Source organism: Streptomyces sp. NPDC001903 (assembly GCF_042891345.1).
Classification (GTDB): Bacteria; Actinomycetota; Actinomycetes; order Streptomycetales; family Streptomycetaceae; genus Streptomyces.
In genome coordinates, this window is sequence record NZ_JBIASZ010000005.1 from 87,516 (window position 1) to 100,382 (window position 12,867).

11 protein-coding genes are annotated in these 12,867 nt (G+C 72.2%); 6 read left to right on the forward strand and 5 right to left on the reverse strand.

The genetic code is table 11. The features are described 5' to 3' along the window. Window positions 1-43: 43 nt before the first annotated feature. Window positions 44-514 (reverse strand): Lrp/AsnC family transcriptional regulator, encoded by a 471-nt coding sequence (locus tag ACFYZS_RS12880; protein ID WP_389010455.1) that lies wholly within the window; start codon window positions 512-514, stop codon window positions 44-46. Window positions 515-643: 129 nt separating this feature from the next. Here ACFYZS_RS12880 and hppD point away from each other — a divergent pair, with 129 nt between their 5' ends. Next, window positions 644-1,798 (forward strand): 4-hydroxyphenylpyruvate dioxygenase, encoded by a 1,155-nt coding sequence (gene hppD / locus ACFYZS_RS12885; RefSeq protein WP_389010458.1) that lies wholly within the window; start codon window positions 644-646, stop codon window positions 1,796-1,798. 80 nt (window positions 1,799-1,878) lie between these two features. Here the strand turns inward: hppD and ACFYZS_RS12890 are convergent, their stop codons facing one another. After that, entirely contained in the window at window positions 1,879-3,516 is a 1,638-nt protein-coding gene (locus ACFYZS_RS12890; protein ID WP_389010461.1) for a hypothetical protein, read from the reverse strand. A gap of 114 nt (window positions 3,517-3,630) precedes the next feature. Here ACFYZS_RS12890 and ACFYZS_RS12895 point away from each other — a divergent pair, with 114 nt between their 5' ends. Continuing rightward, window positions 3,631-5,025: an FAD-binding oxidoreductase gene (locus ACFYZS_RS12895; RefSeq protein WP_389011639.1), complete on the forward strand. Its 1,395-nt coding sequence runs from the start codon at window positions 3,631-3,633 to the stop codon at window positions 5,023-5,025. A 65-nt stretch (window positions 5,026-5,090) separates the two neighbouring features. Here the strand turns inward: ACFYZS_RS12895 and ACFYZS_RS12900 are convergent, their stop codons facing one another. After that, a complete protein-coding gene (locus ACFYZS_RS12900; RefSeq protein ID WP_389010464.1) occupies window positions 5,091-5,570 on the reverse strand; it encodes an SsgA family sporulation/cell division regulator in 480 nt (159 codons plus the stop codon). A gap of 275 nt (window positions 5,571-5,845) precedes the next feature. Between ACFYZS_RS12900 and ACFYZS_RS12905 the strand changes: the two genes are divergently transcribed. Further along, window positions 5,846-7,600 carry an RDD family protein gene (locus tag ACFYZS_RS12905; RefSeq protein ID WP_389010467.1) on the forward strand — a complete coding sequence of 585 codons (1,755 nt, stop codon included), beginning with the start codon at window positions 5,846-5,848 and terminating at the stop codon, window positions 7,598-7,600. 91 nt (window positions 7,601-7,691) lie between these two features. Then, window positions 7,692-8,420: an RDD family protein gene (locus ACFYZS_RS12910; RefSeq protein WP_389010469.1), complete on the forward strand. Its 729-nt coding sequence runs from the start codon at window positions 7,692-7,694 to the stop codon at window positions 8,418-8,420. A 24-nt stretch (window positions 8,421-8,444) separates the two neighbouring features. Here ACFYZS_RS12910 and ACFYZS_RS12915 read toward each other — a convergent pair whose 3' ends face one another. Then, entirely contained in the window at window positions 8,445-8,813 is a 369-nt protein-coding gene (locus tag ACFYZS_RS12915) for a hypothetical protein (RefSeq protein WP_389010472.1), read from the reverse strand. A gap of 384 nt (window positions 8,814-9,197) precedes the next feature. Here ACFYZS_RS12915 and ACFYZS_RS12920 point away from each other — a divergent pair, with 384 nt between their 5' ends. Both ACFYZS_RS12920 and ACFYZS_RS12925 read left to right on the forward strand, forming a co-directional pair. Then, window positions 9,198-11,609 carry an immune inhibitor A domain-containing protein gene (locus tag ACFYZS_RS12920; protein ID WP_389010475.1) on the forward strand — a complete coding sequence of 804 codons (2,412 nt, stop codon included), beginning with the start codon at window positions 9,198-9,200 and terminating at the stop codon, window positions 11,607-11,609. 113 nt (window positions 11,610-11,722) lie between these two features. Next, window positions 11,723-12,025, forward strand: coding sequence for a hypothetical protein (locus ACFYZS_RS12925; RefSeq protein WP_030158646.1), 303 nt, complete (start codon window positions 11,723-11,725; stop codon window positions 12,023-12,025). A gap of 205 nt (window positions 12,026-12,230) precedes the next feature. On the opposite strand, the gene ACFYZS_RS12930 is transcribed toward ACFYZS_RS12925, so the two are convergent. Then, window positions 12,231-12,833, reverse strand: a complete 603-nt coding sequence (locus tag ACFYZS_RS12930) for a nicotinamidase (protein WP_389010478.1) — start codon at window positions 12,831-12,833, stop codon at window positions 12,231-12,233. Between the last annotated feature and the right edge of the window lie 34 nt (window positions 12,834-12,867).

Genomic DNA, 12,867 nt, shown 5'->3' on the forward strand with positions numbered 1-12,867 from the left:
AGACTTCTATGCAAGGGTTTCTTTGCAGCGTGTCCTTTGGAACTCAGCCCTCCTGGGCCGCCTGCTCCACCAGGGGGATCACCCGCAGCGGCACCGGGTTCTCCATGACGATCGCCGTCGAGGCGCGCACGATCCCCTCGTACCCGACCACCCGGTCGATGACCCGCTGCAGATCGGCGTTGGACCGGGCCACGAGCCGGCACAGCATGTCCCCGTGGCCGGTGGTGGTGTGCAGCTCCAGCACCTCCGGCACCCCGTTCAGGTGCGCCCGTACGTCGGCCCCCTGCCCCTGCTTGATCTCCAGCGTCGCGAAGGCGGTCACCGGGTAGCCGAGCGCCGCCGGGTCCACCTGGGGGCCGAAGCCGCGGATCACCCCGTTCGACTGGAGCCGGTCGAGCCGGGCCTGCACGGTGCCGCGGGCCACGCCGAGCCGGCGGGAGGCCTCCAGGACCCCGATCCGGGGCTCGCGCGCCAGCAGGACGATGAGCCGGCCGTCGAGTTCGTCGATGCCCATGGAAACCTTCCCTCGATCGGCTGGTCATACTGCACAGATCTCTCAGCCATCCTCCGCCCGTGCTGGGCAGTCTGTACAGCAGAAATGGAAACTATTGCGCAGCTTGTGGAAGGGCGGGACTCTGCGCTCATGACTGAGTCTTTGGTGAACCTCGAGACCGCCCCGCACACCGCGCGTGAGGCGGACCCCTTCCCGGTGAAGGGAATGGACGCGGTCGTCTTCGCCGTGGGCAACGCCAAGCAGGCCGCGCACTACTACTCCACCGCCTTCGGCATGAAGCTCGTCGCCTACTCCGGACCGGAGAACGGCGTCCGCGAGACGGCCAGCTACGTCCTGACCAACGGCGCCGCGCGCTTCGTCCTGACCTCGGTCATCAAGGCGACGACGGACCACGGCCGCTTCCTCGCCGAGCACGTCGCCGACCACGGCGACGGCGTCGTCGACCTCGCGATCGAGGTCCCGGACGCGCGTGCCGCGTACGCGTTCGCCGTCGAGCACGGCGCCCGCGGCCTGGACGAGCCGTACGAGGTGAAGGACGAGCACGGCACCGTCGTGCTCGCCGCCATCGCCACCTACGGCCAGACCCGCCACACGCTGGTCGAGCGCAAGGACTACACCGGCCCCTACCTGCCGGGCTACGTCGCCGTCGACCCGCTGGTCGAGGCCCCGGCCAAGCGCACCTTCCAGGCCATCGACCACTGCGTGGGCAACGTCGAGCTCGGCCGGATGAACGAGTGGGTCGCGTTCTACAACAAGGTCATGGGCTTCACGAACATGAAGGAGTTCGTGGGCGACGACATCGCCACCGAGTACTCGGCGCTGATGTCGAAGGTGGTCGCGGACGGCACCCTCAAGGTGAAGTTCCCGATCAACGAGCCGGCGATCGCGAAGAAGAAGTCGCAGATCGACGAGTACCTGGAGTTCTACGGCGGCGCCGGCGTCCAGCACATCGCGCTCGCCTCGAACGACATCGTGGCGACCGTACGGTCGATGCGGGCGGCGGGCGTGGCCTTCCTGGACACCCCGGACTCGTACTACGACACGCTGGGTGAGTGGGCGGGCGAGACGCGCGTTCCCGTGGAGACCCTGCGCGAGCTGAAGATCCTCGTCGACCGCGACGAGGACGGCTACCTGCTGCAGATCTTCACCAAGCCGGTGCAGGACCGTCCGACGGTGTTCTTCGAGATCATCGAGCGCCACGGGTCGATGGGCTTCGGCAAGGGCAACTTCAAGGCCCTGTTCGAGGCGATCGAGCGGGAGCAGGAGAAGCGGGGCAACCTCTAGCGGGTCGGGGATCCGGGATCCGGGGGCCCTGCCCCCGGACCCTCCCCGCGCACCCGGGGCGCCGGAGGGCCTCCGGCGTCTCAGGTGCTGGCGGAGCCGGACTTCGCGGGCTTGTCCGCCTTCTCCGTCTTCTCCGTCTTCTCCGTCTTTTCGGGCTTCTCTGCCTTTTCGGGCTTGTCCGCCTTCGCCGCAGGCTTCGGCTTCGCCGCCTTCGGGAGCTCCGGGGCCACCCACGGCTTGGCCGGCTGCATGTTCTCCGGGCCGCCCGCCGGCGGCTGGCCGATCGCGGCCAGGGCCGCCTTCGCCTGCGGGACGCGGGCCGGCGAGAAGCGCGGGTTCGTCCGCAGCGCCTCCTGCAGGTGGCGCCGGGCCCCGGCGTCATCACCCAGGCTCCGCTCGATCATCGCCCGGTGGAACGCGAAGTCCGCGTTGCGCACCCCCCGGTCCGTGGACTTCTTCGCGTACTCCAGCGCCGCCGTGTCGTCGCCCGTCTTGTGCAGCGCCCACGCCAGCGCGTCCGCCACCTCCATGCTCTTGTGCCGCGACCACTCCTGCGTCAGCCGCCGCACCGCCGCCGCCGGATCCCCGTGGTCCGCCTCGAACAGGCCGAGGACCACCGCCTCGTTCACCCCGTCCGCCGCGCCCCGCGCCGCGGCCGTCCGCAGCATGTCGTACGGGGCCTTCGCCTCGTCCGCGCGCCCCAGCGCGTCCAGCAGCTCGCCCAGCTCCAGCGCCAGCCGCGGCACCTGCGCCCGGCCCAGCGCCATCCGGTAGTCCCGGACCGCCTCCCCGCCCCGGCCCAGCCCGGCCAGCGCCCTGGCCCGGCCGCCCAGCGCCTCGGCCTGCGCCGGATCGGCACGCAGCGCGCCCTCGTACTGGCGCAGCGCCTCCGCCGCGTCGCCCCGCTCCCAGGACAGCTCCCCGAGCCGGAACAGGACGTACGCCTTCTCCGCCGGAGCCTTCGCCGCGCCCCCCGCGTGCTCCATCGCCATCGTCGCGTCCTCGCGCCAGCCGCGGTCCCGGTAGACCTGCGAGGCCCGGATGAACGCGGCCAGCCCCGGCCGCAGGTCCAGCAGCCGCTCCATCGACCGCTCGGCGGCCTTGTAGTCGCCCAGGCCCGTGTACGCGTCCACCAGCACCGGGTACGCCGTCCACCGCTTCGGCGCCTGCGCCCGGACGAGCTCGCCCCACTTCTTGCCGGTCCCGAAGTCGCCCCGGGCATTGGCCAGCGTGCCCATGCCCGTCATCGCGTCGAAGTTGCCCTTCTCGGCCGGGTGGATCTCCAGCGACCGCTTCAGCGCCTTCTCGGCCTTCGGGTACCAGGCCGGCTCCGCCGTCCGGCGGGCCTGCTCCAGGTAGGCCGCCCCGAGCACCGCCCAGGAGGCGTCGTCCTTCTCGTGCCCCGCGACCCACTTCTCCCGGTCCGCGACCAGCGCCGTCAGGTCCACCGCCGCAGCGGGCGCGCCCATGCCGACCGCCGAGGCGGCCCGCTCGGTGGGCCCCGGCGGGCGGGCGTCGTCGCCCTGGCGGGCCGGCCGGATCAGCAGGGCCCCGGCGATGAGAACCACCGCGACCCCGGCCGCCACGAGCGTCTTGCGGCCGGTGAAGGTCACGGGTGGCGCGGGCTGCTGCGCTTCCTCTTCGATGCGGGCGGCGCGAGCAGCACGAGCAGTACGGGCGATGCGGGAGATGCGCGCGGTACGGGTGGCACGGTCCATGGGGTCACTGTGCGTCAATATGAAGAGTTCGCCGAGGTGTCCGAAGCCCGTCGCGGCCGTGTTCACACCGATGGCCCCCGGTGCCACGCTGGGCTCATGGATGTCATCGATGTCATGGACGACGCCGGGGAAGACGATCTCTCGCTCCGGCTGCGCGCGAGCCTCCTGGAGGGGCTCCCGGCCGAGGCCCTCCTCACCGACCCCGAGGTGACCGCCTCCTACGCCACCGACATGGCCGCCTTCTGCGCCGCCGGGACCCCGGCGGCCGTGGTGCTGCCGCGCACCGTCGAACAGGTGCAGCACGTGCTGCGCACCGCCACCGCCCTGCGGGTCCCCGTCGTGCCGCAGGGCGCCCGCACCGGCCTCTCGGGCGCCGCCAACGCCTCCGACGGCTGCATCCTGCTCTCCCTCGTCAAGATGGACCGGATCCTGGAGATCAACACCGTCGACCGCGTCGCCGTCGTCGAACCCGGCGTCGTGAACGCGGTGCTCTCACGGGCCGTCGCCGAACGGGGCCTGTTCTATCCGCCCGACCCCTCCAGCTGGGAGCAGTGCACGATCGGCGGCAACATCGGCACCGCGTCCGGCGGCCTGTGCTGCGTCAAGTACGGGGTCACCGCCGAGTACGTGCTCGGCCTCGACGTGGTCCTCGCCGACGGACGGCTGCTGCGTACCGGACGGCGCACCGCCAAGGGCGTCGCCGGATACGACCTCACCCGGCTCTTCGTCGGCTCCGAGGGCAGCCTCGGCGTCGTCGTCCGGGCCGTGCTCGCCCTGCGCCCGGCGCCGCCCCGGCAGCTCGCGCTGGCCGCCGAGTTCCCCTCGGCCGCGGCCGCCTGCGCGGCCGTCTGCGCCGTCATGGAGGCCGGCCTCACCCCCTCGCTGCTGGAGCTGATGGACCGTACGACCGTCCGCGCCGTCAACGCGCTCGGCAAGATGGGCCTGCCCGAGACCACCGAGGCCCTGCTGCTGGCCGCCTTCGACACCCCGCACGCGCCCGAGGACCTCGCAGCCGTCGGGGAGCTCTGCCGGGCCGCCGGGGCCACCGCCGTCGTCCCCGCCGAGGACGAGGCGGAGTCCGAACTGCTCCTCCAGGCCCGCCGGATGTCGCTGACCGCCCTCGACGCCCTGCGCCCGGCCACGATGATCGACGACGTCTGCGTCCCGCGCTCGCGGCTCGCCGAGATGCTGGACGGGACGGCCGCCATCGCCCGCGCGTACGACCTGCTCATCGGGGTCTGCGCGCACGCCGGCGACGGCAACACGCACCCGGTGGTCTGCTTCGACCCGGCCGACGAGGACGAGACGCGGCGGGCCCGCGAGTCCTTCGACGAGATCATGGCGCTCGGCCTGGCCCTCGGCGGGACCATCACCGGCGAGCACGGGGTCGGGGTCCTCAAGAAGGAGTGGCTCGCGCGCGAACTGGGGCCGGTGGGGATGGAGATGCAGCGCGCGGTCAAGCAGGCCTTCGACCCGCTCGGCCTGCTCAATCCCGGAAAGCTCTTCTGACCGTACGCCGGGTATGGACCGTGACCGTACGGGGCGGACGAGGCGGAGGTGGCGGATCCGCATGATCACAGGTCCCCGTCCGCCGACTCGTCCGAGGGCCACGGGTCCCGCATCCACAGGTCGTCGGCCGGGGTCGGCGCGAGCAGCTCCGCCAGCGCGGCGTCCAGGCCCAGCCGCTCGGCCTCGGTGCCGGGCGGGACCACGCGCAGCGTGCGCTCCAGCCACGCCGACACGACGGCGACCGGGGCCTCCAGCAGGGCGTCGCCGTCGGGGGAGGTGAGCGCCATGCAGAGGACGGCCCTGTTGTCGACCTTGGTGGGCCAGATCCGGACGTCTCCGTGGCCGCACGGGCGGAACACCCCCTCGACCAGCAGCTCGCGGGCGAAGGTCCAGTTGACCGGGGTGCTGGAGCCGGTGTGGAAGGTGATGTGCACGGCGTACGGGTCGTCCGTCAGGTAGACCAGCCGGGCCGGGACGGCGACGCTGCGCTCGGGGGACAGGACCAGCTTGAGTTCCAGCTCGCGTTCGACGACGGGGTGGTGCATGGCGGCCTCACTTCGGTTCTTCGGTGCTCCGGTGGCGTCGTGGGGCCGGGTCCGGGCCCCACACCCGGAGAGAGCGCCGATGTGCCCGGGTATGACGCGACTTCGTGCACCGGATCGGGGATTGGCCGGATCCTGTCGGGTGACCGAAAACAGTCGTAGGCGACCGTGTTCGCTCAAAGGCTTGGATTCTCCCGTTACCGGACCTGTCGGGGCACGGTTCTTGGCTATGGTCCTCCCCTTGCACAAGCCTCAAGCCACGATCGGAGTTGGGGACATTGACGGCCTCCCCTGGTGACGGCGAGCACGCGGCCCGCGAGGGCTACTACCCCGATCCGTCCATCCCCGGGTTCGTCCGGTACTGGAACGGCCTGAACTGGGTTCCGGGTACGAGCCGCCCCGCGGCCGCCGCTGCAGCCGCCACCGCCCGGGCCGACGAGACGGGGCCGGTGTTCCTGGACGAGACCGGCGTGACGGAGGCGCTGCCGGAGCCGGAGCCGGAGCCCCTGCCGGTACCGCTGCCGGAGCCGGAGCCCCTGCCGGTACCGCTGCCGGAGCCGGTCGCGCCCGCGGCACCGGCGGCTTCGTGGCAGGCCGATCCCCTGCACCAGTCCGGCTTCGGCGGGCCCCGCGACCACCGGGTGTCCTGGGGCGGCCCGGCGCAGCCGGAGCCCGACGGGGGCCACGCGCCCGCCCGTTCGGCGCCGGCGGGGGTCCCCCAGGGCCGCGGGCCGCACCCGGAGCCGCTGGAGGCGGCCGACCGTGCGGAGCGCGGGCCGGGGGTCTCCTTCGCCCGTACGCCCTCCGCGACCGCGGAGCGGTTCCCCGCGCAGGCCGCCGTACGGGGCTCCGCCGAGAGCGTGGGCATCCTGTCGGCCCGCTCCCCGGCGGCCGCCCCGGCTCCTGCCCCTGCCCCGGTCCCGACTCCTGCCCCGGTTCCCGCTCCTGCCCCGGTTCCCGCCGAGCCCGACTGGCCCGCCGCGGGCGGCGGCTCCGGCCCGTCGGGCCTCACCTCGTCCTGGCCGCAGACCCCCCTCCACCGCGACCCGGCACCCCGCCCGGCGCCGGAGCCCCCGGACGCCTGGGACGCGTCGGTCCGCGCCGAGCCGCAGGCTCCGGTCCACCGCGAGCGCGCGGTCCGCCCGGAGCCGGAGATCCCGGCCGGCTGGGAGCCGGCGGCCCGCCCCGAGCCCGAGGCGCCGATGTGGCCCGACCGGTCGGCGCCGTCCCGGCCCGAGGGGCCGGTGGACCGGGCCCCGTGGTCCGAGACCCCGCCCCGGCGCGGGCCCGCGGCCCCGGAGGACCGGTTCGCGCCGGAGGCGTCGTCGGCCGCGCGGGCTCCGGCGGCCCGCCGGTCCGCGCCCGAGGCCGCGTCGGCCCCGGCGGGAGGCCGCTCGGCTTCCGGCCACCAGGCTCCGGCCCAAGCCCAAGCCCAGGCCCAGGCCTCCGACCCGGACCCGGCCTCCCCCGGCCGGTCGGCATCGGCACAGGCACCGGCACCGGCGGCCGATCGCGGCGTTCCCCGGGTCACCGACCGGGCCGTGTTCGAGCGGATGGCGGAGCGGGCCACCCGGCCCGCCGGGCTCGTACGCCGGGCCGTGGCCCGCGCGCTGGACACCCTCGTGTTCGGCGCGGTCGCGGCGGCCGCCGCCTGGCCGCTCGTCCCCGCCGCCACCGCCCACCTCGAAGCCAAGGTCGACGCCGCCAAGGGCAGCGGCCGGACCACCACCGTGTGGCTCTTCGACGCCACCATCGCCGGGTACCTCGGCCTCGTCCTCGGCGCCGTACTGCTCTTCGGGGTGTTCTACGAGGCGCTCCCCACCGCCCGCTGGGGCCGCACCCCCGGCAAGAAGCTCCTCGGGATCCGGGTGCTGGCCGCCGCCACCCTGCGCCCGCCCACCTTCGGCGCGGCGCTGCGCCGCTGGCTGGTGTACGCGGTCCTCGGGCTCCCCGGCAGCCTCTGGTGCCTCGGGGACCGGCCCCGCCGCCGGGGCTGGCACGACCGGGCGGCCAAGACGTACGTGGCCCGCTGACCGCGGCCGACAGCCTGCCGGGGGGAGACCCCTTCCCCCGAACGGACGCCGTCCCGTTGCGGGGTCCGCGGAGCCGGGTTCGACTCGGGCCATGAGTACCGATCAGCCGCCGCCGGGCCAGCCGCCCGAGGACGACCCGTTCCTCAAGAAGCCCCAGGAACCGACGCCTCCGTCGGGCGGGTCGCCGTACGACCGGCCCCCGGGCGGTCCGCCGCCCCCGCCGCCGGGCGGCCCGTACGGCGGTGCGGGAGGCGGCGGCGGATACCCGCCCCCGCCGCCGCCCCCGCCGCCCGGAGGCCCGTACGGCGGCAGCGGCGGCTACGGCATGCCCGACCCGCTCGCCGGGATGCCCCCGCTCGCGGACTTCGGCAAGCGGCTGGGCGCCCGCATCATCGACGTGATCATCGTGCTCATCCCGCTGTTCCTCATCCAGCTGGCGTTCGGCACCAACCGGTACACGGTCGAGACGAACAAGGGCGAGGACGTCAGTGAGGTCTTCACCAAGTCGTACAGCGGCAGCGGCCTGGCGATGACGCTGATCTCGATCCTGTTCTTCGTCGGCTACGACTGGTGGTTCGCGAAGAAGGACGGCAGGACCATCGGCAAGAGGGCGCTCGGGCTGCGCGTGGCGATGCTCAACGACGGCAGCGTCCCGCAGTCGGGCGCCTCGCTCGGGCGCGCCGCGATGCTCTGGCTGCCGGCGCTCATCTGCTGCCCCTGCCTCTGGCAGATCGTGCTGATCGTGTCGATCCTCGTGGACAAGCCCTACAAGCAGGGCCTTCACGACAAGGTGGGCAAGACGGTGGTGGTCAGCGCATAACGAAGGAGTGCACCGGCGTACGGCTCAGTGGTGCACCGGCTGTTCGACGGCGGCCGCCCGGGGCTCAGGCACCCGGGCGGCCGCCGCCGCGTCCGCGGGGGCCGGCTCGGGCGCGGCCTGAGGCCCGCTCGCGGGCGTGATTTCGGTAACACCGGGGGAAACCCGGGCGGTACGGGCGGTGACGCGGGCCGTCCCGGCCGGAGTCGCGTGGCGGCCGCGCCGGCGGGGGCTGGCCGCGGTGAGCGCGACGAGCAGTCCGAGGGCCAGGGCGGCGGTGGTGATGACGGCGATCCCGCGCCCCGTGCTCGTCTGCGAGAGCAGCAGCATGGCGATGGTCGACACGACGACGGTCGCGGACCCGTAGAACAACTGGGCTGCAGTCGGACGCGGCATGGCGGTATCCGTCCTCAAGGCGGGGAGGGGGAGTCTGCTCAACTAGGTCGCGCGTGAAGGGACTCTACGTCGGTGGATTCCCGGGCGGAACCGCCAGTAAGCGTGACCTAACCCACGGTGCCCGGCGCATGGGGGGCGTACGGGATCATTCCCGTGTCACGCGCCGGGGGTGGGAAGCGGCCTTCGTCCCATATGGCAGAGGAACGTCCGTATACCGGAACTGCCTGACCGCATAGTGCAGTTGTAAGGAACAAGTCAAGGTCTGTCTTTTCCCTCGACTCTCCGGTCAAATGTCGTCACTTGAGACGCGCGCCGCGCGGAACCCCCCACTCCAACGGAGATGTTCCGACCTGTGTCGCGGCCGCGGGAGGGGAACGACATCAAGTGACCAGCAATTCCGCTCGCAGACGAGCGCTGCGCGCCGCAGCCGTCGGTGTGACCCTGGCCGCCACCGCGGCCTCCGGCGCCTTCCTCGTCACCGCCCAGGCTTCCGAGGCGCCGTCGACCGCGCCCGCCGCGGACCGCCAGGACCCGACCGCTCCCGCCAAGGAGCAGGTCCAGCACAACCTGAAGGGCCCGTTCAGCGACCAGCAGGCGCAGGCGCGCGAAGCCGCCCTGGACCAGGTCCTGTCCGGCAAGAAGACCGTGGAGCAGCGGGGCGCTTCCAAGGTCGTCAAGCTCGACGACAAGAAGTACGTGGAGCTCGGCCGCGAGAAGACCGACAAGATCTTCACGATCCTCGTCGAGTTCGGCGACCAGGTCGACAACACGACCATGTTCGACCCGGACGGTCCCGACGGCCCCAAGCCGGCGGTCCCGAAGTACGGCGGCACCCCCGGTCCGCTGCACAACACCATCGCGCAGCCGGACCGCAAGGACAACAACAGCACCGCCTGGCGCAAGGACTTCAGCCGCGACTACTTCCAGGACCTGTACTTCGGTACCGGCAAGGGGAAGGACTCGCTGAAGACCTACTACGAGAAGACCTCCTCGGGTCGCTACTCGGTCGACGGCCAGGTCGCCGACTGGGTCAAGATCCCGAACAACGAGGCCCGCTACGGCTCGAACTACTGCGGCCAGACCAACTGCGCCAACGTGTGGGACACCGTCCGCGACGGTGTCAACGCGTGGGTCGACGCCCAGAAGAAGGCCGGCAAGACCGACGCCGAGATCAAGGCCACGCTGGCCCAGTACGACCAGTGGGACCGCAACGACTTCGACGGCGACGGCAACTTCAACGAGCCCGACGGCTACATCGACCACTTCCAGATCGTCCACGCGGGCGAGGACGAGTCGGCCGGCGGCGGCGTGCAGGGCACCAACGCCCTGTGGGCGCACCGCTGGTACGCCTACGGCACCGACGCGGGCAAGACCGGCCCGGCGAACAACAAGGCCGGCGGCACCCAGATCGGCAGCACCGGCATCTGGGTCGGCGACTACACGATGCAGCCGGAGAACGGCGGCCTCGGCGTCTTCGCGCACGAGTACGGCCACGACCTCGGTCTGCCGGACCTCTACGACACCTCCGGTGGCGGCGAGAACTCGGTCGGCTTCTGGTCCCTGATGTCCGCCGGCTCCTGGCTCGGCGAGGGCAAGGACTCCATAGGCGACATGCCGGGCGACATGACCGCCTGGGACAAGCTCCAGCTGGGCTGGCTGAACTACGACACGGCCAAGGCCGCGACGAAGTCCACCCACAAGCTGGGTGTGTCGGAGTACAACACCAAGGACAAGCAGGCGCTGGTCGTCGAGCTGCCGAAGAAGCAGGTCAAGACCGACATCGTCGCTCCCGCCGAGGGCTCCTCGCAGTGGTGGAGCAACATGGGTGACGACCTCAAGAACACCCTCACCCGCTCGGTCGACCTGACCGGCAAGTCCTCCGCCGCCCTGTCCCTCAAGGGCTGGTGGGACATCGAGAAGGACTACGACTACCTCTACACCGAGGTGTCCACCGACGGCGGCGCCACCTGGACCGTCCTGAACGGCACGGCCAATGGCAAGGCCATCCCGGCCGACGCCGCGGGCAACGCCGGTCTGACCGACGTCTCCGGCGGCTGGCAGGACCTGAAGTTCCCGCTCGACGCCTACGCCGGCAAGAAGATCGACCTCCGCTTCCGCTACCAGACGGACGGCGGCGCGGGCGGCAAGGGCTTCACCGCCGACGCCCTCGCGATCACCGCGGACGGCCAGACCCTGTTCACCGACGGCGCCGAGAACGGCGACAACGGCTGGACCGGCAAGGGCTTCTCCCGCGTCGGTGCCGGGTTCACCAAGGAGTACCCGCAGTACTACATCGCGGAGAACCGCCGCTACGTCTCGTACGACTCCACCCTCAAGGTGGGCCCGTACAACTTCGGCTGGGCCAACTCCAAGCCGGGCTGGGTCGAGCACTACCCGTACCAGGACGGCCTGCTGATCTGGCTGTGGGACAAGTCCCAGAAGGACAACAACACCAGCCAGCACCCGGGCTCGGGTCTGATCCTCCCGATCGACGCCAACGCCAAGCCGATGAAGTGGTCGGACGGCACCCTGCTGCGCAACAAGATCCAGCCGTACGACGCGACGTTCAGCGCGTACTCGACGGACGCGTTCACCCTGCACAAGAACGGTGAGTCGCTGTTCCTGAAGCCGAAGCCCGCGAACCTGGTCTTCGACGACCACAAGGGCAAGTACTACTACGACGAGAACCCGACCGGTTCGGTGAAGGTCGCTGACACCAACACCAAGATCAAGATCGTGAAGGAGCCGTACGACGGTCTCCAGATGACGGTCGAGGTCGGCCCCGCCGCCAAGTAATTCGGTAAACCTGCAGGTCAAAGCATGATCGGCCGTCGCCCCCTAGCGGGCGGCGGCCGATCGCGTTTAGATGCGGGTGCGAGTTTTTCTTATTGACGGGGGAGCTGAAGATCATGCCCGGTGGAGGTTTCGTCAGATTGCCAGGCGGCAGCGTGGTGGTCGCGCTCACGCTGCCGAGGCCCTGCGGCGAGGGCGGGAACGTCCGCGTCCTGGTGCACGCCGCGAACCGGGCCCGCGCCCTGACCAGGCTGCGGAACCTCGGCATGCGGGCGGTGTACCTGCGCGGCAACGCACAGCCGCCGACCCCGGACGAGGTCACGGCCGTCCTGCACCACCCGGACGGACTGCTGTGGCGCGGCGCCCCGGACCGGGCGCAGGAGCTCTGGCACCCGATCCGGGCCCTGCTGGGGCACTAGGCCTGGCGAGGGGCCCCCGCCAGGCGTCCCTAGGGGGTGTCCGCAAAGTAGCGCCGTGCGCCCGCAGGGCGCTCCCGCGGCGTCCGGTGCGTGCTCTCGGTGTGCCGGGCGGAAGCCCGTGTACTGGACGTACTCGGGATTTCGCCCGGTGCGCCGAGAGCGCGTGCCGGGCGCCGCGGGGCAGGCGGGACTTTGCGGACACCCCCTAGGACCCCTGGCGGGGGCTCTCGCCGATCAGCTCGACGCCGGCCGAGCGGAGCTCCTCCACGGCCCGTGCGGTCGTCTGGGGGGCCACTGCGGCCGTCAGGTCCAGCAGCACGCGCGTGGCGAAGCCCTCGCGGGCGGCGTCGAGGGCCGTGGCCCGTACGCAGTGGTCGGTGGCGATCCCGACGACGTCGACCTCGCCGACCTGCCGGTCGCGCAGCCACTGCGCGAGCCGGGTGCCGTTCTCGTCGGCGCCCTCGAAACCGCTGTACGCGGCCTCGTACGCGCCCTTGTCGAAGACCGCGGCGACGGCGCCGGAGGCGACGGCGGGGGCGAAGTTCGGGTGGAACCCGACGCCCTCGGTGCCGGCGACGCAGTGGACCGGCCAGGAGGTCTCGTAGTCCGGCTCGGCCGGGGGGTGCGCGAAGTGCGACCCGGGGTCGACGTGGTGGTCGCGGGTCGCGACCACGTGCCGGTAGCCGGCCGTGGCCTGGCCGATCAGCTCGGTGATCGCGGCGGCGACATCGGCCCCGCCGGTGACCGCGAGGCTGCCGCCTTCGCAGAAGTCGTTCTGTACGTCGACGACGATCAGTGCGCGGTGCATGTCGCGTGTCCTTCGGTTGTCGTGTGTGCCGCTG